Annotated in this window: 19 protein-coding genes, 1 tRNA gene, 2 pseudogenes and 1 CRISPR repeat array; of the genes and pseudogenes, 4 read left to right on the plus strand and 18 right to left on the minus strand. The window is 30.1% G+C overall.

The window, feature by feature from the left end; genetic code table 11:
* Window positions 1-2: 2 nt before the first annotated feature.
* The 4 genes from ACWJKE_RS07045 to ACWJKE_RS07060 are packed head-to-tail and all read left to right on the plus strand — an operon-like array spanning window position 3 to window position 1,289.
* A complete protein-coding gene (locus ACWJKE_RS07045; protein ID WP_268064185.1) occupies window positions 3-527 on the plus strand; it encodes an oxidoreductase in 525 nt (174 codons plus the stop codon).
* A complete protein-coding gene (locus ACWJKE_RS07050; RefSeq protein ID WP_253198244.1) occupies window positions 506-718 on the plus strand; it encodes a hypothetical protein in 213 nt (70 codons plus the stop codon). Before ACWJKE_RS07045 ends, ACWJKE_RS07050 begins: the two co-directional genes overlap by 22 nt.
* Window positions 697-1,134: an FAD-dependent oxidoreductase gene (locus ACWJKE_RS07055; RefSeq protein WP_253198243.1), complete on the plus strand. Its 438-nt coding sequence runs from the start codon at window positions 697-699 to the stop codon at window positions 1,132-1,134. The genes ACWJKE_RS07050 and ACWJKE_RS07055 overlap by 22 nt, the downstream gene beginning before the upstream one ends.
* Before the next feature lie 32 nt (window positions 1,135-1,166).
* Complete coding sequence (locus tag ACWJKE_RS07060; protein ID WP_258280721.1) at window positions 1,167-1,289, plus strand: hypothetical protein; 123 nt, start codon at window positions 1,167-1,169, stop codon at window positions 1,287-1,289.
* A 171-nt stretch (window positions 1,290-1,460) separates the two neighbouring features.
* Here the strand turns inward: ACWJKE_RS07060 and ACWJKE_RS07065 are convergent, their stop codons facing one another.
* The 18 genes and pseudogenes from ACWJKE_RS07065 to ACWJKE_RS07150 form a co-directional block, all read right to left on the minus strand.
* On the minus strand, window positions 1,461-1,967 hold the full coding sequence (locus ACWJKE_RS07065; RefSeq protein WP_216303806.1) for a GNAT family N-acetyltransferase: 507 nt from the start codon (window positions 1,965-1,967) through the stop codon (window positions 1,461-1,463).
* Window positions 1,968-2,413: 446 nt separating this feature from the next.
* Window positions 2,414-3,346 (minus strand): class A beta-lactamase, encoded by a 933-nt coding sequence (gene bla, locus ACWJKE_RS07070; protein ID WP_216303805.1) that lies wholly within the window; start codon window positions 3,344-3,346, stop codon window positions 2,414-2,416.
* Between the two features lie 36 nt (window positions 3,347-3,382).
* The gene (locus ACWJKE_RS07075) at window positions 3,383-5,161 is read right to left on the minus strand and encodes a BlaR1 family beta-lactam sensor/signal transducer (RefSeq protein WP_216303804.1); all 1,779 of its coding nucleotides are present in this window, start codon (window positions 5,159-5,161) and stop codon (window positions 3,383-3,385) included.
* Between the two features lie 7 nt (window positions 5,162-5,168).
* Window positions 5,169-5,546: a BlaI/MecI/CopY family transcriptional regulator gene (locus ACWJKE_RS07080; protein WP_216303803.1), complete on the minus strand. Its 378-nt coding sequence runs from the start codon at window positions 5,544-5,546 to the stop codon at window positions 5,169-5,171.
* Between the two features lie 91 nt (window positions 5,547-5,637).
* On the minus strand, window positions 5,638-7,710 hold the full coding sequence (locus tag ACWJKE_RS07085; protein WP_216303802.1) for a penicillin-binding transpeptidase domain-containing protein: 2,073 nt from the start codon (window positions 7,708-7,710) through the stop codon (window positions 5,638-5,640).
* Window positions 7,711-8,376: 666 nt separating this feature from the next.
* Window positions 8,377-8,667, minus strand: coding sequence for a hypothetical protein (locus tag ACWJKE_RS07090; RefSeq protein ID WP_462959298.1), 291 nt, complete (start codon window positions 8,665-8,667; stop codon window positions 8,377-8,379).
* Between the two features lie 195 nt (window positions 8,668-8,862).
* Window positions 8,863-8,939, minus strand: a tRNA-OTHER gene (locus ACWJKE_RS07095).
* Between the two features lie 383 nt (window positions 8,940-9,322).
* On the minus strand, window positions 9,323-10,366 hold the full coding sequence (locus ACWJKE_RS07100) for a PTS sugar transporter subunit IIC (protein ID WP_216303800.1): 1,044 nt from the start codon (window positions 10,364-10,366) through the stop codon (window positions 9,323-9,325).
* Between the two features lie 27 nt (window positions 10,367-10,393).
* Window positions 10,394-11,272 (minus strand): L-serine ammonia-lyase, iron-sulfur-dependent, subunit alpha, encoded by an 879-nt coding sequence (gene sdaAA, locus ACWJKE_RS07105; protein ID WP_216303799.1) that lies wholly within the window; start codon window positions 11,270-11,272, stop codon window positions 10,394-10,396.
* A complete protein-coding gene (gene sdaAB / locus ACWJKE_RS07110) occupies window positions 11,253-11,954 on the minus strand; it encodes an L-serine ammonia-lyase, iron-sulfur-dependent subunit beta (RefSeq protein WP_216303798.1) in 702 nt (233 codons plus the stop codon). The genes sdaAA and sdaAB overlap by 20 nt, the downstream gene beginning before the upstream one ends.
* Window positions 11,955-12,449: 495 nt before the next feature.
* Window positions 12,450-13,649: pseudogene (locus tag ACWJKE_RS07115) on the minus strand (IS1182 family transposase); the annotation flags it as partial.
* 278 nt (window positions 13,650-13,927) lie between these two features.
* Window positions 13,928-15,115 carry an IS91 family transposase gene (locus ACWJKE_RS07120; RefSeq protein ID WP_216304460.1) on the minus strand — a complete coding sequence of 396 codons (1,188 nt, stop codon included), beginning with the start codon at window positions 15,113-15,115 and terminating at the stop codon, window positions 13,928-13,930.
* Window positions 15,108-15,956, minus strand: coding sequence for a site-specific integrase (locus ACWJKE_RS07125; RefSeq protein ID WP_216304459.1), 849 nt, complete (start codon window positions 15,954-15,956; stop codon window positions 15,108-15,110). Before ACWJKE_RS07125 ends, ACWJKE_RS07120 begins: the two co-directional genes overlap by 8 nt.
* Window positions 15,957-16,124: 168 nt before the next feature.
* Window positions 16,125-16,349: pseudogene (locus ACWJKE_RS07130) on the minus strand (IS5/IS1182 family transposase); the annotation flags it as partial.
* Window positions 16,350-16,729: 380 nt separating this feature from the next.
* Window positions 16,730-16,918 (minus strand): hypothetical protein, encoded by a 189-nt coding sequence (locus ACWJKE_RS07135; RefSeq protein WP_216303501.1) that lies wholly within the window; start codon window positions 16,916-16,918, stop codon window positions 16,730-16,732.
* Between the two features lie 903 nt (window positions 16,919-17,821).
* Window positions 17,822-20,230 carry a CRISPR-associated helicase Cas3' gene (gene cas3 / locus ACWJKE_RS07140; RefSeq protein WP_216303502.1) on the minus strand — a complete coding sequence of 803 codons (2,409 nt, stop codon included), beginning with the start codon at window positions 20,228-20,230 and terminating at the stop codon, window positions 17,822-17,824.
* 154 nt (window positions 20,231-20,384) lie between these two features.
* Window positions 20,385-21,135: a CRISPR direct-repeat array (repeat unit 30 nt; unit sequence ATTATAAAACATCTCATGTTAATAGTTAAT).
* A 143-nt stretch (window positions 21,136-21,278) separates the two neighbouring features.
* On the minus strand, window positions 21,279-22,010 hold the full coding sequence (locus ACWJKE_RS07145) for a hypothetical protein (RefSeq protein WP_216303503.1): 732 nt from the start codon (window positions 22,008-22,010) through the stop codon (window positions 21,279-21,281).
* A 5-nt stretch (window positions 22,011-22,015) separates the two neighbouring features.
* A complete protein-coding gene (locus ACWJKE_RS07150; protein WP_216303504.1) occupies window positions 22,016-22,966 on the minus strand; it encodes a type I CRISPR-associated protein Cas7 in 951 nt (316 codons plus the stop codon).

Here is a 22,966-nt window from a genome sequence, read left to right on the forward strand (position 1 = left end):
ATATGTCAACAGCTCCAATGAATGAAAGAATTCATTCTTATAATGCAAAAATATTTTTACAATTGACAGGTGGTTTGGGACGTTCTGCAATGCCTGGACTATATAAAAAGCCAATTGCTCCTTCAAAGGCAGAAAACCGCTTTGACCCAAGATTAACTCATGAAGCAATGACTACTGAAGATATAAAAGTTTTAATAGAAAACTTCATAAAATCAGCAGCAGTGGCAAAACAGTCAGGTTTTGATGGAGTTGAGGTCCATGCTGTACACGAAGGATATCTTTTAGATCAATTCGCAATCGGTTTCTTTAACAAAAGAGTTGATGAATATGGCGGAGACTTAAGAGGCCGTTTGAAAATCGCAACTGATATAGTTAAGGGAATCAAGGCACAATGTGGTGAAGATTTCCCAGTTTCACTACGTTTCAGTGTTAAGAGTATGATGAAGGGACTTCGTCATTACCTGGAGAAAAATTTGATGAAGTTGGTAAGGACACAGAAGAAGGATTGGAAGCAGCTAAAATATTAGTAGAAGCGGGCTATGATATGCTAAATGTTGATGCTGGGACTTATGATTCTTGGTATTGGAATCACCCACCAATGTATTTTAACGATAAGGGAATGTACAGAGAATTCGGTAGACAAGTTAAGCAGGTTGTGGATGTTCCAGTCACTATTTCAGGTAGAATGGATGATCCTTGGCTGGTAAAGATATTGTAATAATAGGTGCAGGTCTTGTTGGTTGTGAAACCGGTCTTTGGTTGTCAAAAATGAGCAAAAATGTTAGCATAATAGAAATGCTTCCGGTTATTTGCGGTGGTCCTCACAATATGCCATTTATGAACTGGGATATGATGAAGGATTTACTTCCATTCAACAATATTAAAGTAATGACTAGCACAAAGATTGAAAAAATAGATTCGAATGGTGTTAAAGTTTCTAATAAAGATGGAGAAAGTATATTAAACGCAGACACAATAATAGCTGCAACAGGGTACGAGCCTCATAATCCACTACAAAGCATACTTGACAAAAGTAAAAAGGAAACATATAACATTGGGGATTCTAGGGAAGTTAAGAACATTATGAAATCTATTTGGGACGCATTTAAAGTAGCAATTCAAGCAATTTGTTGATACTCATACAAAAATCACAGGATGAGAGTGTTTTGAGAACTGATTATCGAGCAAATCAAATTCGTGATGAATTGCTTCTAATCTCAAGGGGGACGATATACAATTGGTCTCAAAAAGATGGAGAATTTGATCTTACAGATTATATAAAGAAATAGGGGTACATTTTTCTATCCGATGTTAGATTTCAAATAAACTTCCCTCTTTTGTTCTTCAGTAATCTCAATGTATCTTAAAGTCTGTGATTTTGACGAATGATTAAATATATCCATAAGTAATTCTAATGAAGATCCATTAATTAAGATTACTCATGATTTTGTGACTATTTTTTAGTATAGTGTTTTCTCAAAAGCTATTCTTTTATTTCCATCTTCTAAATAAATTATTCCACAATACTGAAATTTGTTTTTCTTAAGCAGCTTTTGCATAGATAAGTTTTCTTCATGTGTATCCATTTTTATACTGTACACACCTTTATTCAAACAAATCTGCTCTATATTTTTGATAATCTGTGATGCTAATGCTAATCCTTTATAATTGTTGTCAATAGCGATTCTATGAATAACTGCATATTCATTATCACTAATCCATTGCCCCTCATAAATAGAGTCATATGTTTTTTCTCCCTCAAAAGAAACTGCTGCCGTAGCAACAATATTATCGTCTTTTAACAGTACATAACCATTTTTATTATCAATATCATTACTTATTATTTCAACATTGGGATAGTTATTCTGCCATTGGTTAATCCCATGTTTTTTTAAGTATGCTTGTGCCTGCATAATAATACTCATTATATCATTAGCATCTGTTTCAACTGCTTTTCTAAATTCCATTTCAATCCTCCTTACAGCTACAAATAGCCCCTGTTTTGCCTATATATAAACTTCTGTATTAGTTACCATATTTCTACTTTGTTAATCTATTACACCCAAATATTACCTTGAATTATTTTGCTTTGCTAACACTGATTTATTTTTTATATCGAGCCAATATTTTTCTATATTTCACTCATTCTTTTTACTAATTCAGTTGCCATTTGCTTTTCTTGTTCACTAAAACCTTTAAATGATATTTTTAACTGTTTAATTTCTTCATCCATTATAAATTCATATAATTTAGTTGAAAGTTCAACTTATTTATTTGCCATTTTAATCTTTCCTTTTAATAATATTGAGTTTATTTTCCATTTTTATCATCTGCACTTTTCTTTTCCAGTTCAGCAGTTCCTGTTTTACTTGCTAGAGATTTTCCGCTAATTTAATACATAGACAAACTTACTTTAATTGTTATTTTCAGTTGTGCTAAAAGAATCAAATATAATTTTAGAAGCTTGAGCAATCAGTTTATCATCGTATTTAGCCTCTTTTTTATCGTGAGTTGACAATATTGCAATAATTATAGGTTTTTTGTTTGGTGGCATTACTATGGCAATATCATTTCTTGTTCCGTAAGAACCAGCTCCACTTTTGTCAGCAACTACCCAGCCATCTGGTGCTCCTGCACGAATTAGTGTATTACCTATTGCATTTCCTGTCATCCAATCAATAAGAATTTTTTTCTTATCGTCTGTTAATATATCTCCAGTTGTGTATGCTTGCAAATCAGTTGCCAATTGTCGTGGTGTGCTAGTGTCCCTAATATCTTCAGGTATGGCTTCGTTTAGATCTGGTTCTATACGTGTAGGTTGCGTAACGTTATCCCCTAATTGATTAAGTGCAGATTTAAAACCATTAGGTCCACCTATATGATCAAATAAAAGATTTGCAGCTGTATTATCACTAAAACGTATTGCTGCATTGCAAAGTTCTTCAATGGTCATGCCTTTATCAACGTTATCTTTTGTAATTGGAGCATGAGAGAGAACATCTTCTTTGTTATATTTAACTACTTGTTTAAGCTGCTCTAATGAATCTTGTTTTAAAACAGCACCAGCGGCTAAAGCTTTGAATGTAGAACAGTAAGCAAACCTATCATCAGCTCGATATACGACTTCTTTATTCGCCTCTGTATCAAAAGCATATACACCAAGTTTAACACCATAATCACTTTCAAGTTTTGAAAATGCCGAATTATATTGTGTGTCAGACTTCGTGTTTACAGGTGGCTGAGTTGCTACCTTTCCACAGCTAGTAAGAGAAAAGATCATAAGCGGCATAAATATAGCAATTTTAAACTTATTTACCTTGAATTTTGATTTTACTAATTTTTTCATATAAATTCTCCTTTGTTATTTAATCAATCTGTTAAGTTATTTTTTCATAACAATACCTAAATCTCTTAATATCTGTAATGTTATTTCCTTGGCTTTTACGCCTGTAGCACCATTTTTTCCTTCAATATTTGTCGCGAAAAAATACATATCATTATTTTCTTCTATATATCCTACAAACCAACCATTAACTTCTTTATTATTTTCAACACCTGAACCGGTCTTGCCATACATTACTCTTTCCCCATCTTCCATTATTTTTATTGAATTTTTTACTATGTCTATATTTTTCTTGGAAAAAGGCAATTCATAATTATACATTTTTTTTAGCATTTCCACCTGTTCTATAGGTGAAATTTTTAAAGAAGCTTGAAGCCAGTAATCAGCTTGTAGAGAATAAATATCCTTGTTACCATAATCCATCTTATCTATATAGTACTTCAATTTATTTTTGCCTATTTCTCTATCTACTTCTTCAAAATACCAATTTACAGAATATTTCATTGCAGAAAATAATGTATTATCTTGATTCCACTCCCTATAAGGATATTTACTCCCATCCCATTTGAAAAGTTCTTTCTCATCTTTAATAACACCTGTTTCTAACCCTATCAAAGCTTCTACTATTTTATAGGTTGAGCAAGGTGATACTCTTTTTTCACTTTTCTCTTTGTTATAAACTATATAGTCTCCTTTATTAACATCAAACAATACAAAGCTTCCTTCAAAGCCCTTATAAAATCTGCTTAAATCTTTATGAACACTATTTTTTTCTAATACTTTTTTATCCTTTACTATGGCATTTCCTTGTGTACTACCTAAAAACATACATGTTAAAATAATAAAAACAACTGTTTTAGTCAACACTATACCTTTTGAATCTTTCTTAAATCCAGCTATCATTTTTATCCTATTTTTTGCATTATTTTTGCTTTTTATAATACCAAGTGTGAAAATATTATTTCTATTATAAGCAATTAACTCTAGAAGTTTAATAATAGTAAGGCCATAGCCTTTTATCTCTTCCTCATTTATTTTTGAAAGAACATGTCCATCACAAGCTATTTCCATATCTTTTTTCATAAGATAAAAACCATAATATATAATAGGATTAAACCAATAAATTAATTGTAGTAGACTTATTAACAAACTTACAGCCATGTCCTTTCTCTTGTAATGAGCTAGTTCATGTAGCAATATATATCTCATCTCATCCTGTGTAATTTTCTCTTCTATTCCATCAGGAATAAGAATATAGGGGTTTATAAATCCAAAAAGTGCTGGACATCTATCACCATCTATTCTTACAATATTTATGCTTCGATTTATATTTAGATCTTTTTTACAGCCTTCCAATAAAACCTTAATATTTTCATCATAAATTTGTGGTTTATCTTTTATTCCTGCCCTAAGCTTAATATTGGTTATAACAATTAAGGCAAAGCCTATAAGAAAAACCATTAACCATAGAATATAAAATATTGAATAATCTCTATTTATAGAAATAGCATAGTCCTTCGTTGAGTTCATTACCATAGATAATTCTTTATGTGAATTATTTGAAACTGTTACATTGGTAATATTCATACTTTTGTGTGCAATATTTGAAAAAAAGCTTATAATTCTATCTATACTTACTGGGCTTTGAGGAAAATAAGGAATTAGCAATTTTAAAATTAGTATAAACCAAATATAATAATTCCATCTTGCCCCCAATTTCTTATTAAATAAAATTTTAATTAACAATATGCCAAATATCACTATGCTACTAGTAATGGAAGAATAAATTAAATGAGAAAAAAACTTAGATATTAACATAATAAATTTACCTATCTTTCTTGCAATCAAGAATTTGTTTAAGGTCTTCTATATCTTCTGTTGATAAATTTTCATCCTCTATAAAATTTAAAAGCATTTCTTTAAAGCCCCCATTATATATCCTATCAAGAAAGGAGTTGCGTTCAATTTTTACACATTGTTCTTCAGTAAAAATAGGGTAATATTTATATATTCGTCCTTCCTTTTCATAGGAAATAATATTTTTATTTAGTAACCTGTTAATCAACGTTTTTACAGTCTTAGGTTTCCAACTAACATCACCACTTAATTTTTCTATTACATTATTTGCTGTCACTGGAGCATCAGACCATATAATCTTCATAACCTTCCACTCAGTTTCAGCAATTCTTGGTATTTCTTTCATTCTTCTTAACTCCCCTCATAATTTATATTAATACATCTATATATATTTTTATTAGAAACTTATTAGAGTTCCTTCTAAAATACATCCTCTATTATTTAACAGGATGAAATTTTTCAAATACTTTTCTTACCATTGGCACTACATAATGGCTTCCACCTCTTTCTTTTACATCCTCAGCCATAGCTATTACAAGAAGATCAGGACTATCCGTATTAACTGCCGCAAACCAGCCTAATTCTGTACCATTAACATCATCTTGAGAAAGCTTTATTTCTGCAGTTCCAGTCTTTCCTGCTAAGCTTAGTCCTTTAATATATGCTTGATGTCCAGTACCTCTAGGATTTTCAACAACCTGAGTTAAATCCTTTAAAATTGTGCTTGCCACCTCTTCTGTAAAAACATTAGACTTCCACATTTCTGACTTTGCAGTTCCATTATATTTAATATATGGTTTTATCATACTGCCCTTATTAACAAAGGAACTATAAATAGCTGCTAAATGAAGAGGATTTATCAATACTTCACCTTGTCCATATCCACTATCTGCCAGCTGAACTTCACCTTTTATATCTCCATCCGCATCAAATTGAGATTTAGACAATCCATATTCAAAAGGAATTTTTTCGCCTAAGCCAAATTCTTTTAACTCTGCTTGAAGCGTATCCTTGCCGATATCTAATGCTGCCTGTGCAAAATATATGTTGTCCGAATGAATAAAAGCATTTCTTAGATCTGATGGTTGTCCATAATCTACAACTCTTGTAACAAAATAATTTCCAAAGCTTTTATCCTTCTGCCATCTAAGCCCTAAAATATTCTTAGAAATCTCTGCATCAATCTTCTTTGTTTTAAGTCCTATGGCAGCAATTACTGGCTTAAAAACTGATCCAGGACATAAATTGCTTTGAAATCTGTTATACAAAGGCTTTTTCTTATCTTCATTTAAACTTTTCCATAAATCTTGCGACATTCCCATGACAAAATTATTAGGATCATATGAAGGGGTACTAACAAGAGCGAGTACTTCACCAGTTTTAGGATTCATTGCAACTGAAGTTCCTGCATCTTTACTTAATTCATCATAAAGAAGACTCTGCATATCAGCATCTATGGTTAACTTTAAATCTTCACCATTTTGTACTGCTTTACTAATTAAAGACTTTTTCTTTTTATTATTTTTATCTACTACATATATTTCATATCCATTTTTTCCTCTAAGTGTTTTTTCATATATTTTCTCCAAACCAGTTTTCCCAATTATATCATCCTTTCTATAGCCTTCCTCCTTATTTTTTTCAATTTCCTCCGCACTTATTGCTTGAATATATCCTATTAGATGTGCAGCTTTTTCCTTTAACGGATATACTCTTGCTTTCTTCTCATTTACCATTACTCCTGGTATTTCTAATAGCGCACTTATTTTTTCTGTTTCATCCTCAGATATTGTTTTTATAGGAATAAACATGTCTGGTTTTACATATGTAGCTGACAGCTTTTTATTAATATCTTCTAGGGAGACTTGTAGTATTTTTGAAACATTTCCCTTTGATTTAGCTGCATCATTACCAAGCTTTTCTGGTATAATATCTATTTCAGCTACTGTACCATCCAGTGCCAAGGATTTATCATTTTTATCCTTTATTTCACCTCTTTTAGCATACAAGGTAGCTACACGTATCTTATCTTCATTCTCAAGTTCAGGGAAAATCATCTTGCTGCTCCATAGAATTTTCCATGTTTTATTCTTGCTATCTTTAATTAATTCACCAGTATTATCAAAAGTTAATTTACCTGCTATCGTATCCATTATAACCTCAAACTTAACACTCTCTATGCTTGAATCATATTTCTTTTTTTCTGAATCCTTAATTTTAACATCAATTTCTTTTAATTCAATTCCACTATAAATATTTTTATAACGCTGAACAAAATCTGCTTCACTAATCTTTTTTCTACTTTCCGCATCAATCATATTGTACATTAATGCAAAATCTTTTTTCTTCCATGAATTCACATAACTATCAAAATATTTATTCGCTGAAATGGTTTTAGTTTTATTCCACCATAGGAAATATATACCTGATACTAGCGTAACTATCACTAAAATAACTAAGACTAATTTTTTACATCTATAAAACCTACCATTCAAAAATTTGTTTTTCATTTAATAAATACCTCTCCTTTAATATTGTACTTAATTCAATATAACTTTTACTTTCTTTCTATAGATTACAGTAGTAATCTATAGAAAGATTACTACTGTAATCCATAAATGTCAACTGTTTTTTTATACCTGGACATAGAGACACAACATACTTCTGACATCCTCTTTCACTTACAACAAAAACCGCACTAGATCTCTCCAATACGTTAATATGTATTCGTGGGTTTCATTGGCGGTGGCGAAACTCCGCTCCCCATATTGGGGTAGTGGCAGCAAATAAAACGTTATACAGACTCAAAACATTTACTTTGAATTATTTACCTTAGGGATAGTAACCGCGAAACGCGGATTTTATAAGTTAAGACATATATTACTAAAATAACGATAACTTCAGGGGGAATATTAATTATACTCGTGTTATTTTAATATTTTTCTCAAAGATCTTAAATTAGCTAACATATATTTTTTATTACCTTTTTAGTTAACATTATCAATACTATACTTCTACTTTAACTAACTTGTTTTGAGCAAAAAAATAATATAAGTACATTTCAAATAAACATTTGTTCTTTATTCCGTTTTTCTGCTTTTTCTAACAATCCTTCTCTCACTGCTTTTTTCTATATTTACTGATAGTAGAAACAGTTATGCCTAATGTTTTGAAATTTACGGAAGAGATTTTCCATATTTTGCTAACCTAGTTACTTTTTGAGTAGCATACTTGGGATTTAGCCTTACATTTAATTTATCTTCTTTATGTATGCCTAATTTCTTTTTAAAGTTAAATATAGCAGCTAAGCCTTCTTTGGATAAAGTCGAAATGAATGCATCATAAATATGAATGGGCTGCAATTCCCCTATAGATCTAAGCCCTTGTGATTCAAGATAACAAAGGAACTGCGTACAGTATACTCGTCGTACATTTATAGTTGATTCTTTGTTTCCATGCTTTCGCATAAAGGACAGATAATCATTCGGATAGGAACGTAAAACAGCAGGATATATCAACCCTTTCGAAGAATGCATACGAACATAGGGTTTTTCATCTAAGATATCATTTAAACGATTAATGATTGTCCTTACATAATTGTACCAGCTTGATGACGGATTATTCTGTTGCCTCCACTCTTCAATGAAATGCGAACATATCTCTAAATATGTGTGAATCGAACACACCCAACCTGGTCTTAGCAGGTCAACACAGTTTTGAAGACTGTTTAAATGCTTATCTATAACAAATTTTATTATAATATAAAGCACTCAAAAGTTAGTGTTTTGAGTGCTTTAACGTCTTTTTACATTGTTTTGATACCAGTATGAAATAGTATGGAAATATATGCAGGGTTGTCAAAATGCAGTCAAGAGAGATACCTTAGCAATGCAATCAAATTATATTTTACGAAGAAAAACTGCCAAAATATATATAAATAGTTATCCTCACTGGCTTTCGCCAAACTGTCGCTTTGCTCCCTTTTTTTAGTTTGCTGTCCAGACCCCTTAGGCGATAACTGAAAGTTACCGCCTTGATAATTTTACAACACCTAAAAAAAGGCTGAGTTTTACATAAAAGTAAACTCAGCCTTTTCTTATATTGTTTAAAAAAAACATATATTTATGATACTTCTTTTAAATCGGGGATAATCTCTCCACGAATTTCTGCAGCAGTATGTATTTTATAATTTTTAAACATAATAGACCCTACGTAACCACTGAAAATACTAACTATAATACAACCTAAGGCTGCTATTAACACTTTAGAAGCTGGATTATATGCAAACATTACTGCGAACCCTGCTATAGGGGTTGCTGTTCCTGGAGAATTATTTACAAGTCCCATTAATGCAATTATTACTCCACATAAAGAACCACCTATAAAATTAGTTACATAAATTGGTATGGGATTTGCTGTGGTTATATCAGCTTGTGTTAGAGGTTCTATAGCTACTGCAATTGTATCTTTTTTACTTCCAAATTTCATTCTTGTAAATAATACGAAATTCATAAATGATGAACCAAATACTGCTAATGCGCCTATAGCCATAGGTGCACCGGTAAGCCCAAGCATTGCGGTTAAAGCCATTGAACTAAGAGGTGCAGTGGCAACAACGGTTATTGTTCCTCCAAGCACTATACCCATTATTATTGGACTAGAACTTGACGCAGAAGTTAAAATTCTACCAATATTTAATAGTGTGCCATCTACTACAGGAGTCATACAGTTTCCTATAAATCTAGTTAATGGAGCTGCAAAAACAATTATAACTATTAAGTCTAAGCCTCCTGGTAATTTCTTTTCTAGATATTTAACTACAAATGACATAAGGTATCCAGCTATAAATCCGGGTAAGATACCAATACCAGAACAAGATAGCCCAATCAATACTGCATATATTGGTGAAACTCCAAGAGCTAGAGGTACAAGTATTGCAGCGGCTACTCCTCCTAAACTACCATTAGATAAACCAACTTCTTTCAAAAAATTTAATTTTAATACATCACCAAAAAATGCAGACTGAAAAGCTTCAACTAGAAAGCTTGCACAGGCAGCACTTGCTAGTGCACCCATCGCTTTCATTCCTTCAGGTGCTTTGCAACTAAAAAGTGTAAATAAAGCTAATACTAATAATAAAAGACCAGTTCCTATTAAAATGTTCATTGTTTTTTTCTCCTTATAATTCCAAATTTATTTTTTTGAAAACACCTTATCTTTAAGTGCTAGACCAGTTTTAGTAACAGCAAGGCCACCAAGAGCTGTTTCTCTTAAGGAAGCTGGTAATTCTATGCCGATTTTATACATTGCAGATAATGTATCATCAAATGGTATTTTTGAAGAAACACCAGCCATAACTAAATCAGCGGTAGAAAGTGCACTAATTGCACCAGCTACATTCCTTTTTGCACAAGGAATTTCAACTAGCCCTGCAACTGGATCACAAACAAGTCCTAATACATTTTTAAATACGATGGCACCAGCATTTAAGCTCATCTCTGGTGTTCCTCCCATCATTTCCACAACTGCAGCTGAGGCCATGGCAGCTGCAGAACCACACTCTGACTGACAACCACCTTCTGCACCTGCAAAGGTTGCATTCATTCCAATAATCATACCAACTGCAGAAGCTGCAAATAATCCTTCAATCATTTCATCAGTACTTTTTCCAAGCTTTTCACCAGCAGTTAATATTACGGCTGGAAGTATCCCACAGGATCCAGCTGTTGGACACGCTACTATTTTACCCATAGAACCATTAACTTCTGAAGAAGATAACGCCATAGCCATAGCTTTTACAGCAGTGTCTCCTAAAAGTGATTTACCAGATTCTAAATATTTTTGCAGTTTATAAGCATCTCCACCTATAAGACCACTTAATGAATAAACTTCTTTTTCTCTTCCAGAAGTAGCACCTTGTCTCATTACATCAAGGATTTCTTTCATATGCAGAAATAATTCTTCTCGTGAAGTATCCTTTTGTTCACTTTCAAGATTTATTGCATATTCACTTAATTTTATATTTTCTGTTTTACATATTTCGATAAGTTCACTAGCTGACTTCGCTATCATTATGTTTCCTCCTTGTTTCTGGATTAATAACTATTACTTTGTTTATTCCAGTAATTTTTTTTATATTTTTTACTAAAGAATCGCTAATAGTACTATCTACTTCAAAAGTCATAGTTGCAGATTTTCCTTTTTCGCCTCTAACAAGTTTTAAAAAAGCAATATTAATTTTATCCTCATAAATAAGGTCTGACACTTTTGCTACTGTTCCTGGGATATCATCATGACAAGTGATAATAGTAGGATATAAACCGGTTATAAGAACACTATTTCCGTTTATTTCATTTATTTCTACATTACCGCCACCAATAGACGAACCCATTATTTCAAAATAATCATTATTAACATCTGTTATTAACAATTTAACTGTATTTGGATGTACTTGTCCAAGATCATACTCAATAAATTTTATTTTTAAGCCTTTACTTTCAGCAATTGAAATAGAATTTCTAAGATCATCATCACTTGGTTCCATTCCAAGTATGCCAGCGACTAGCGCTCTATCAGTTCCATGACCTTTGTAAGTTTTACCAAAGGACCCATGAAGTAAGAATGTAACCTCTTTTATATCAGCTCCAACAATAGTTTTTGCTATTTTACCAAGTCTAGCAGCACCCGCTGTATGAGAAGATGATGGACCGACCATTATAGGACCTATAATATCAAAAACACCAAAATTTTTCATGTTAGGTGTTCCTCCTTTCGTCAATATAATACAATTTTTTTTACATTTTTAATGTTAAACGATTTCAATTTAAAAGTCAAGAAAACTTGATTATTAATTAATAAGGGAGCTGAAAGAAAATAACAAGTCAGAGATTATGTGAATGTTTTGTGCCAGGCAAAGAACATTCATATTTACATAGCTAGGCTATGTAAATGTTGTGGTGATGAAGCGTAGTGCAAAATATGGCGGAATATGCCTTGTTATTTTTTTGAAGCTCCCTTATAAAAATTATTTGCATATAACTGTCTATACTTGTCTATATTTGTTTATTAAAAAACATTAAAATAACTTATACCTTTGTGGAATTTAGAACATATTTTACTTTCTGTACCAATTATATAAATATTATTTAAACACACATAGCAAAAGAGCATACGAATTGTATGCTCTTTTGCTCAGGTTGTTTACAAACCCAGTATAATTTTTTTATTATACTGGGTTTTTTACATGCAATTATGCGATAGCATTTTGAGTTATGGATAAATTTAAAATAACAACTATCTTCTTAGTTAGAAAATCAAAAAACAGTAAAGATAGCAGGCTAGCTATCTTTTTCATATTCTGCACTGCTGCTGTAAGCAGACACTGCTCTTGCACATTTTCTAATCCACGCATATGGCAATAGCGAAGCCCATGCAGTTGTTTTGAATCTGCGAAGCTTCGCTCTATAGTTTCTTTTCTTCTTCTATATATATTTCTGCCTTTATCTGTTCTGGTGAACTTTACAACATCTTCTTTATACGTTTCCCAAACATGTCTTCTAATAGTTTTAAACTTGCTTTTTGCAGAAAAGCATTGAGCTCTATTTGGACATATCTCGCAATATTTTGCATTACCAACATATTCTTTATATCCTTCTCTTGTTGTCGTTTTATAATGTAAAGCCCTTAAGTCAGGGCATACGTAAATGTCCTGCTCTTTAACATATTGGAATTTATTTTTTGTGTACATTCCTTTTGTATGTGGAGACCTACGGTATCCCATTACAGATTTTAATTCCCTCTCATATAGTTCTTTACATATAAGATTTGTAGCATAACCAGCATCTGCACCAACATATTTTGTATTAAAATTAAACTTTTTTATTTGCACATCTAATCTATCGATATAAGGATCAACATCATTTATGTTTCCAGGAGTAACATACACATCAGTAATTATATTATGTCTGCTATCGACAGTTCTGTGATCTAAATATGAGAAGCCTTCCGGCTTGCCATCTCTCATCATATATCCACTGTCGGGGTCGGTTGTGCTAACTTTAGTTTCTTTTATTTTGGTAACAGGTTCTTTTTCCTTTAAAGGTTTTTTACCATGGTTTATTCTATCTTCTTCCACTGCTTTATTAAGTTCAGCTACATATTCTTTCGGCGTTTTTTCAACTTCAATTTTCACAAGCTTTCGCTTATTAGCATTTGCTTTTAGGTGTGTAGAGTCTGTGTAAAGTATTTTACCGGTTACCATCTTAAGATTTATAGCCTTAAATACTACTTCGTCAAATATTTTTTGAAACACATCTGTACCTTTAAACCGTCTACGTCTATTTTGGCTAATTGTTGAATGATCTGGAATAGGATCAGTAAGACTTAGTCCTAGAAACCATCTATAAGCCACATTTACTTCAATGTCCTTTACAAGTTGTCGTTCAGATTTTGAATAGGTTTGGATTCAGATGTTGAGCCGATAAAAACTATCACCATAAGTATATGCTTAAATGATGATAGCCACTAAAGTTGCTCAATTTCTGAAACAAGCTAAAGAACGATGCCGCGTTTCCACTACTATGGAGATTCAATCTTTTCCCTCTTTCTGAAATTTTCTTTAACACTAAGAGTATTAACTTTAATTTCCACAAATGCATCTTAAATCATTCTAAGCCTTGATTATTTTCTAAAAATAGACGTAATTTCCCCCTCCCCTAAATAAAAACTTTATGCTATTTTATTTATTCCTCCTGGTGGCGAATAATTTTGGCGATTTAATTTCTCTTTTGTAATCATTTTACCTTTACCACAGCAAGAACAGATATTTATATCTATCCCTGTAAGCTTTAAAAGAAGCTCCGCTGCACTTAACTTAACTTCTAAATTTTGATTTTTATTTTCTATTGTCCCTGTAAGTTCTTTGCATTTTTGAAGCTTAGTTGACCTATTTCTATTGCTTAATATTCCATAATGTCTAATTTTAACAAACTTTCTTGGTAAAACATGCATGAGAAATCTTCTAATAAATTCATCTACTGTAAGTGTCATAAACTTTTCTTTATTATGGTCTTTATAATCTCTCCATTTAAATGTTACATATCCATTTTCTAAATTTACAATTCGATGATTAGATATCGCTACTCTATGAGTATATCTACCAAGGTATTCAAGTACGTACTCCGCACTCCCAAAAGGAGGTCTACAATATACAATCCATTCTTTTTTATATAACTTATCTATGAAGCTCTGAAATATATGTTTCTTTGTTAATTCCTCAATTCCTGTAGTATATTTAAGTGCATTACTATAATAAGCTCTTTTAAGGTAAAATAAAAATTTACCTCTAAATTTTCTTGAAAGCACTTTCACTGGGATAAAGAAATCTTTTTTTGAATTTATCCATCGGTTACCATCTAAAGTTAATCCGCCACTAGGAACTATGCAATGTACGTGTGGATGATTCATTAAATTTTGACCCCACGTATGCAAAATTGCCATAAATCCAATTTCTGCTCCTAAATGTTTTTTATCACTTGAAAGTTCAAGTAGTGTTTCAGAAACAGATTTAAATAGAATAGAATACATTTCCTTTTGGTTTGTTAATGTTATATAGTTAAGCTCTTCAGGAATAGTGAAAACTACATGAAAATACCCTACGGATAATAAATCCTCTTTTCTTTTTTCAAGCCATCTTTCCTTGGATAAAGTTTGGCATTTAGGACAATGCCTGTTTCGGCAGGAATTATAAGAAATCCTAACGTGTCCACATTCATCACATTCGTCTACATGACCACCAAGCTCTGCTGTTCTACAAGCTTCAATAGCTATCATAGTTTTTAAAATATTCAGCGGAAGCTGATGATTCCTCCTATATTCATCACCATGTTGATTGAATATATCTTGAATCTCAATCATCGTTCTCTCCTAAGAGGATATCCAACGGACTCTTTATATTAAGTAAATCCATCCTTCTAAGATGTAAATAGATAGTGGTAGTAGTAATTCGGGTATGTCCTAAAAGTCTTTGAATGTAGCAGATATCCGTACCAGCATCCAATAAGTGAGTTGCAAAGCTATGGCGAAGCGTATGGACAGTTGCATGCTTAGTAATTTTAGTTTTTTTTATAGATTTCTCGAGCGTTTTCTGAACACTACGTGGACTTATAGAATCTGTACGACCCTTTCCAGAAAATAAATATTCCGTAGGATGATATCTGCTCCAATACTCTCTGAGGATTTCTAAATTTGCTTTAGACAACAATGAATATCTATCTTTTTTACCTTTGCCCTCTCTAATTAATATTTGCATGTTTTTACTATCAATATCTGTTATTTTTAGGTTGCAAACTTCACTAACTCTTAATCCTGCGGAGTAGACCGTCATGAGAATTGCCTTATGCTTGAGGTTTTCAGTAACATCAAAGATGGATTTAACCTCATCTGGAGATAATACAGCAGGTAATTTTGATGGTTCTTTCATCCTTGCAATTTTGTCCGAATTCCAATATCTATTTAGAGTTTTAGTATAAAAAAATTTAAGACTTGAATTAATATAATTAACTGTTCCTTCACTTAATTTTTTTTTAATGATACAATAATGTAGATAGTCACAAATTTCTTTTTCACCTAAATACTTTGGTGATTTGTTGTAAAATTTAGCAAAGTTACTAACGTGATTGATATAGCTTTTTATAGTCATTGGACTATAACCCCTTAGTTCCATATCCATTTTCATTTTTTCTTTTAATTCTGACATAAATAATAACACTTCCTTATTTTTTATTTCGACAATAAAAGTTTATAGGAAGTGTGTATTATAATAAAGAAGTATCTTAGTCAAATAAGGATACTTCTTTCTATTTTATTTAAGTAAAAATTAAATTAATATGATTAGCACTTGTCTGCCACCGTTTTTAGCGGTTTAGTTCTTTATTCCAAATAAGTACCCAATAAACAGCATTTTAAAAAGTATAATAGGATCTACGCCAGGTCTTCCATTATCTAAGCAGTAATATTTTTTAGTCAGTTCTCTTATAAAAGAGAAATCCATGTATTTATCTATATTTCTCAGAATATGGTCTTTAGGAACTAAATCTTCTAAATACACCATTTCTAGTTTTTGTTGTGTAAAATTCTTTTCATTAATCATAATAATGCCCTCCGAATTATAAAGTTTGTATACTATATATATTCGACATTGATGTCCTAAAATCCTTTTTGAATATAAAAAAAAACACTCCAATTTTAAATTAGAGTGTTTTACATTTTATGTTTGTCAACGGTCTGAGCAAAAGAGCATACGAATTGTATGCTCTTTTGCTATGTTCTTTCCGTTGCTATTCTATTTTTTTAACCTATTTATCTCACTTTTTTCTATATTAAGTTCGTAGCAATATAGTCAGTTGTAACATTATATAATTTAGCTAGTTTTATAATGTTTTGATTTGTTTCTGTGTTATTAGCAACCAGAGATTATCCGTTTCACTTCCACTCTCTGGAATAGGGTCCATAGACGTAAACCTAATACTTCTATAATGTTCCAATAGGCTTATAGCTACATAAATCTTCACCTTTAAATGTACATAGGTTTAAAAAGTTTTCTGCGCTAAGTTTGCCTTTTCTTTTGGTGAAAAGATGTTTTTCGGCCATCCTTTTTATTGTTTCAGAGTTGTACAAATTTTGTATGTTTTTTATTATCATCCTAATTTTTTTGTGCATTCTATGATACCCCTTCTCTAATGTATATTTTAAAGTTACATTAGATATCATAGCATATATACAATATTTGGATTTCTTAGGTTTGCGGCTATGGACCCCATAGAAGAAACCGGAAACAGTTTCTTCTTGCTAATCTGTTCCTAAAATGAATGTTTAATTCTATAGCAATAGCAATCTTGCTTTTCCCTTATATTTACTACATTTAATTAAAAATGAAGTCTTTGTCTTTGATGAAATACTTTTACCTTTCCTGTCCATCCAGACTTCTTTATAATTGTGATATATCCCCCCTTAAATGCTTCAAATCATGTTAATTATTAATGTATAAGCGTAAAAGTTACTGCAAACCATATTTTTTAATTATAAAACATATCATGTTAATTATTAATCTTTGGACATAGTAGCACTGGTGTAAATGGTCCGTAATTATAAAACATATCAAGTAGGAGAAGAAGCTAAAAAACCATACATATTATAAAACATATCATGTTAATTATTAATTTAAAAGATTCACAACAAGAAATACCACTTTCAAATTATAAAACATATCATGTTAATTATTAATTATGGTAGTCAAAGTTATAATTATTCATACTATTTTCATTATAAAACATATCATGTTAATTATTAATGCTATTGAAGCAAGAGTAATAGCATGGTTTGCTGGATTATAAAACATATCATGTTAATTATTAATTACATTATTAATGTGTAAAACTATAACAGGAGCAAATTATAAAACATATCATGTTAATTATTAATGACTGATGTTAAGCCATTCGTTAAAATCCAAATCCCTTATAACTTCACTATCTTAGCCCTTTTTAAGAGAATTCACCAACCTAATTTCATTATTAAGAATGTAGTTATACCAATACCTACCTCATATCGGTTGGTAAATTCCTATAAAAATAATCCTACCTCACTAACAAACTTTACTAACTCTAATGTACTACTCTTAGTAAGTTCCCCTTCGTTTAAATTATCAAAATAGCTGGTTCCTTCTTGAACTATATATAAATTCCCTACCTTTTCTAACAGTATATTATTTTTAAATTTATACGTGTTGATGTTATATATATAATTGTTTAGTTCCTTTCTAATACACGTTGATTTAACTTGTTTTTCAGTATATTTCAAATCTGATTTTTGAGTTTCTAGATATTCCTTAAATAATTCATCAGCACCCCTCTTTCCTTCGTATTTGCATATAAACAGGAATGAATAATTTTTAGTATCTATTAATTTCATATTTTCTTGTGTTATTGCATATTTTAATTCACCTAAATTTGCCTTGTATTCCTTATATTCATCAATTTTCTTTTCAAGTAGCCATTTATAATTTCTTTTATAAAACTCACTAAAATCCTTATCTCTAAAAATTTCTTTCCAATCATCATCTTTTAAATTCTTTTCAGTCCTAAAGTCTCCCTTATAAATAAAGTCGCCATTATCAATATCAAAGAAATATACTGTTCCAGTATCATTAAAATTTCTTTCTATTCTCCCTGAGAATTGTTCATCTGCATCTAATATAGATATGTCTTTAAATCCTATTTGCATATCAATATCAACTCCAGCCTCAATACATTGTGTTCCTACCAGTATTATTTTATCATTTTCATATACTTTATTAAATTTGTTCTGTACTTTTCTTATAATAAATTCTCTATTTGTTGAATTGGTTATACCCGTCATTTTAAAAACTAAAAATCCTTCACTCTCATACTTTTTCATTTCATTATAAAAGTTATCTGCTCCTGCTGTGGTTAAGCATTCAATTAAAATCCTATGCTTATTAGTATTTTTAATAACTTCGTCAATTTTGTCAAAAACTTCTTTTATATCATTTTTTACTTTCTTTAATAATGTGAAATCAAATTCAACTCTTTGTTTAAAATAATTATAGTAATAATCTCTACTGCAGATTAAATCTGGTATCTGGTATGTTTTATCTTCTAATAATTCATTCATTTTTGGTAGTGTTGCACTCATTATTATAACTTTTAGATTTAACATTTCTGCAAATTCTTTAAGTGTATTTATAATATTAATCCATAATTGATTTTTATAGCTTTGAATTTCATCAATTATTATAACGCTATTACATAAATTAGATAACATTAAATTTTTAAATCTATTGGCACTAAATAAAATATCAAATAGTCTTACATGGGAAATTAAAGATACTGGGTAATTTATCATTTGTGAATTTAAAAAATCCTTATCATAGTTAATAAAATCATTTTCTTCATTGTTGCTAATGAAAATATCTTCTCTACTATTTACAGTAACTACATTATTGTAAAAACTATCTTTAATAACCTTATGCGTCTGTTCTGCAATGTTGTTAAAAGGGGCTATATAGTATATTTTATTTATAGTATTATCCAACAAATTATAAGCTAAATTAAGACTAGTCAAGCTTTTTCCGCAACCTGTAGGGGCTTCTAAATAGAATATATTATTATCTTTAGATTTAATTAGTTGTTTTTCACTTTCTAAGAACATTTCTGTTCTGTACTTATTGAGTTCACTTAATGGGAAGTTAGTGTTGTTTTCAAATTGCCTTATAGCTTTTATTACCTCGCTATTGCTAAACTTTTTATTTATTTCATTCTTAATGTAGACATCTACGGTATTAACTTCTAAATCTCCTTTATTATTAAAACCATATACTGCTGTAAAATCGCAAGTTATAAGAATACTATATGCTAATTTACACAGTAGATAATATGTATATGGATTTTTGTATACAATCTTATTTCTGTTTTTAAATCTATATAGATATTCAATATTAGTTAAGTTTATATTAATAAATTGTTCTTTATTATTCTCATAATAATATATTAATTTCTCAATGAATACAGACTTGTCTAAATCCTCCAGGCTGCTATGATGTCTATAAATGTTATATGCCAAAGATAGTATAATGTCTTTTAATGCCTCTTGTACAGGTCTTTTAACCGTGCTTACATAATTGTTATACATAGTTATACAGTAATATATAGCACCTATTTCTGTGTGGTGTTTATTTAATTGTGTAAATTTGTAACTTGCATATTCTAAATTTCCTAAATAAGCTTGAAAATAAGGATTCTTTTTACCTTCATCATGCAATTTAGTCATTTCTAATACTAACGTTTTCACATCATTTTCTTGGCCAATTAAATCTTTGTTTTCTTTACATAACTTGTTTATTATATTATTTATTATTGAATCTATATTCTTACTTTTATCTAAGTTTTTAAATTGTCTTAACACTGAGTCTATGTGTTTGTCTAGTGTTTCGTTTGGTCTACTTAAATACATTTTATCCCCCCCTTTTTTTATTATTTTAATTTATATAGCACCCAACTATTGTTAATAGCTAATTAAGTTCTTTCAAGTCCCGCACTCAACTTAGCGTAATTATAAAACATAGTTAATGAAGTCACTATACTGAAAATAAGGATAATTTGAGCATATTATAAAACATCTCATGTTAATAGTTAATCGAAACAACAGGAGAAACCCTATATGATGGGTTGTGATTATAAAACATCTCATGTTAATAGTTAATAGTTGAACTTATGTGTAGAACTGAGGAATTAACAGGATTATAAAACATCTCATGTTAATAGTTAATTAATTAAGCCAAAATTATTATAATTATGTTTTCCATATTATAAAACATCTCATGTTAATAGTTAATGTTTACACATAGGCATTATAACTTCATGTATTAACCATTATAAAACATCTCATGTTAATAGTTAATCTAAATTTGAAAATGGAACAAAGGTATCAATAAGACGATTATAAAACATCTCATGTTAATAGTTAATGCCAGAGTGGTTAACATATGAAGAAATTTTAGAATAATTATAAAACATCTCATGTTAATAGTTAATTTATTAGTAGAGGCTACGATGAAGTTTATAACGTATTATAAAACATCTCATGTTAATAGTTAATTTATTATTATGCTATTACCATGTATGAGACTGTGACATTATAAAACATCTCATGTTAATAGTTAATACTTTCTTACGTAAGTTGTAAAACAAATAAAACAATTATAAAACATCTCATGTTAATAGTTAATAGGAAAAATTAAAAAAGTAGTTGATGTGAAAAGAATATTATAAAACATCTCATGTTAATAGTTAATAAGCAAAAGAATTACATAGGAATTACATAGGGTGATTATAAAACATCTCATGTTAATAGTTAATGACTGTAACCAAGCCATCCTTGATTTTACTAACTGGCTTTAACCTTAGTAAAATCAACACTTTTTAATACTTTTACCAACCAAACGTCATTTTTAGGAATATAGGCAAATAGTCATTTTCAGCGTTTAGGTTGGTAAAATATCTTATATAAAACCTAATATACTATTATCATATGAATATAAATTCTTGTTATCTTTAGTAGTTACCATTAAATTAGTAAATCTAAACCATTTATATTCATATAGTGTCAATTCATTTAATGTGCCAGGAGCGTATATTTCCAAATTATAAGGAATCACCATATCACTTTCAGTATACTCGTTAAATTCTTCTACTATTTCTTCCTTAAATATACTGGTTATGGTTATATCATCTGTATCCTCAACTTCATCTAAATTAACTATTTCAAACCCATCAACTTTTGCTTTATAACTGTTATTACCTAGATACAAAGGATATTTACTTTCGTGTTTTTGTAATAAATAGCATAACTCATTCCAGTATTGTTCTTGTATGCTATCCTTTAATATATAAATAGTCCAGCACACATTTTGGAGTATTTTTTTATCTAATATCTGAGTACTCCCATCATTTGCATATCCTGTTGTATCAGTTATCGTTTCTTTAAACTTGTTAAATACTGGTTTACTTGGCACTATTGAAACTTTAATATTTCTTAAATTCTCGTAATACTCTAAATCAGGTTTTTCTTTTGTTAACTGTGCTTTACCATTCATTCCTAAAATACAACCTAAAATGCCTAATAAGCAAGGTTTGTGGAGGTGTTCAAAGCTGAATTCTGTACCCGTATTGCTCTCAGGATTCTTTAAGAAAGCATACTTTCCTAATAAATCAAATTTTAATGCAGTTTCCATATAATTTATAATTCCTCTCTAGTTATTAAATCATAATTTTTCACTAAATTACTCTCAATCATTCCTTTAACCTCTATGGTTCTAAAGTTATAATAAATTTCTATATTCTTAATTTTATCTACAACCTTATTTAATAATTCACCTAAGGAAGTTAAATCATAAACTACTTTATCTTCTTTATATACTTTTACATATTCTTGTAAGTAATTTAAATCTAATAAATAATTACATTCTTCTTTAGCCTCTATAAACATTGCAAATTCATTCTTGCATCCTGCTTTAGCTTTGCTATTGTAATTAGATACTGCAATTAAGCTTGTCATCTTAAAGTCCTTGTAATCCTCTTCTGTATACCCCTTAAATCCATTTATTTTATATTTATTATATTCTTTAGGAAATACTGAAAAATCGTAAACATAATGAGCCTCATCAGTTGTATATTTCGTTCCTAATGTACTTCGTGTTACATCCCCTTTTTTGGGATTTGCATATGGAGATAAAATCTGTTCTTCAACTATATTAGTATCTTCATATTTATTTATTCCATCTGTAAACTGGACTACGCCCTTAATAGACATAGAATTTACTCCAGTATATGCTACCCCAAAATTATTAACGTCTTTACAACTTAATAAGTTGGTTACAACAGACCCTATTTTCTTCTGCTTTATTTCTTCAGAATCTTTGTTATCTACTTTTTTATCCTCTTCTTCAAAAAGGTCAAAATATCTTTCACTTAATTTATTACAACCACCGTTGGCTCTAAGAGTTTTTATTCCTAAAACCCTTTCACCTCTATTTAGCCATTGGTTTTTTATACAATACTGCAATGCATATGTGCTACCCTTTATAACATCATTTCCATCTCTCTTAGGTAATTTATCAAATCCAGCATTCCAATTCGCATTATTAACTCTTACTCCAATTAATCCAAAAACATTATAAATCATTTCCAT

It is taken from the genome of Clostridium sp. CM036, from assembly GCF_055081135.1.

Excerpts from the sequence above, each read along its gene's own strand:
- ACWJKE_RS07150 (WP_216303504.1), bottom strand. The coding sequence starts at position 22,966 with ATGGAAATGATTTATAATGTTTTTGGATTAATTGGAGTAAGAGTTAAT.
- ACWJKE_RS07085 (WP_216303802.1), bottom strand. The coding sequence starts at position 7,710 with ATGAAAAACAAATTTTTGAATGGTAGGTTTTATAGATGTAAAAAATTA.
- ACWJKE_RS07065 (WP_216303806.1), bottom strand. The coding sequence starts at position 1,967 with ATGGAATTTAGAAAAGCAGTTGAAACAGATGCTAATGATATAATGAGT.
- ACWJKE_RS07135 (WP_216303501.1), bottom strand. The coding sequence starts at position 16,918 with ATGCACAAAAAAATTAGGATGATAATAAAAAACATACAAAATTTGTAC.
- ACWJKE_RS07145 (WP_216303503.1), bottom strand. The coding sequence starts at position 22,010 with ATGGAAACTGCATTAAAATTTGATTTATTAGGAAAGTATGCTTTCTTA.
- ACWJKE_RS07080 (WP_216303803.1), bottom strand. The coding sequence starts at position 5,546 with ATGAAAGAAATACCAAGAATTGCTGAAACTGAGTGGAAGGTTATGAAG.
- sdaAB (WP_216303798.1), bottom strand. The coding sequence starts at position 11,954 with ATGAAAAATTTTGGTGTTTTTGATATTATAGGTCCTATAATGGTCGGT.
- bla (WP_216303805.1), bottom strand. The coding sequence starts at position 3,346 with ATGAAAAAATTAGTAAAATCAAAATTCAAGGTAAATAAGTTTAAAATT.
- cas3 (WP_216303502.1), bottom strand. The coding sequence starts at position 20,230 with ATGTATTTAAGTAGACCAAACGAAACACTAGACAAACACATAGACTCA.
- ACWJKE_RS07125 (WP_216304459.1), bottom strand. The coding sequence starts at position 15,956 with ATGTCAGAATTAAAAGAAAAAATGAAAATGGATATGGAACTAAGGGGT.
- ACWJKE_RS07045 (WP_268064185.1), top strand. The coding sequence starts at position 3 with ATGTCAACAGCTCCAATGAATGAAAGAATTCATTCTTATAATGCAAAA.
- sdaAA (WP_216303799.1), bottom strand. The coding sequence starts at position 11,272 with ATGATAGCGAAGTCAGCTAGTGAACTTATCGAAATATGTAAAACAGAA.
- ACWJKE_RS07100 (WP_216303800.1), bottom strand. The coding sequence starts at position 10,366 with ATGAACATTTTAATAGGAACTGGTCTTTTATTATTAGTATTAGCTTTA.
- ACWJKE_RS07075 (WP_216303804.1), bottom strand. The coding sequence starts at position 5,161 with ATGTTAATATCTAAGTTTTTTTCTCATTTAATTTATTCTTCCATTACT.
- ACWJKE_RS07090 (WP_462959298.1), bottom strand. The coding sequence starts at position 8,667 with ATGCGAAAGCATGGAAACAAAGAATCAACTATAAATGTACGACGAGTA.
- ACWJKE_RS07120 (WP_216304460.1), bottom strand. The coding sequence starts at position 15,115 with ATGATTGAGATTCAAGATATATTCAATCAACATGGTGATGAATATAGG.